Origin of the sequence: Neorhizobium sp. T7_12, from assembly GCF_002968535.1 — a bacterium.
GTDB lineage: Bacteria > Pseudomonadota > Alphaproteobacteria > Rhizobiales > Rhizobiaceae > Neorhizobium > Neorhizobium tomejilense.
The window spans coordinates 1-396 of sequence record NZ_PVBK01000060.1 but is presented as its reverse complement, the minus strand read 5'-3'; the positions used below and the strand labels follow the sequence as shown (position 1 = coordinate 396).

Here is a 396-nt window from a genome sequence, read left to right as displayed (position 1 = left end):
GAGTGATACTCCACTGGATGACAGGGAAAAAGGCTTCATTTCCAGCACCACCGTCCCCGTCTTTAAATATCTTATTGACCCGCAGATGCTCGGTGTGTCCAGCAGCGTGGTTTACCAGCTGACGGACTATATCGGCTACGACATCATGCTCCAGTACATTCAGGAACTGCTTCAGCAGGCCCGGGCCATGATTGCCACCGGGAACTATCCACAGACCGTGCTGGACAGTGTGCTGGAGAATCTGAATCAGGCACAGCAACAGATTGCGGTTTTCCAGGGGCAGGTAAAGGTCCAGCAGGATGCATTGCTGGTTGTTGACCGTCAGATGAGCTACATGCGCCAGCAGCTGTCCGCCCGCATGCTCAGCCGTTACCAGAACAACTATCACTTCGGAGG

The 396-nt window shown here is 54.0% G+C and carries 1 protein-coding gene; it reads left to right on the top strand.

What is annotated here, in order from left to right; translation table 11 throughout:
• A partial coding sequence (locus C5J26_RS32435; RefSeq protein ID WP_105405494.1) for a conjugal transfer protein TraH occupies positions 1–396 on the top strand: 396 nt, incomplete at both ends.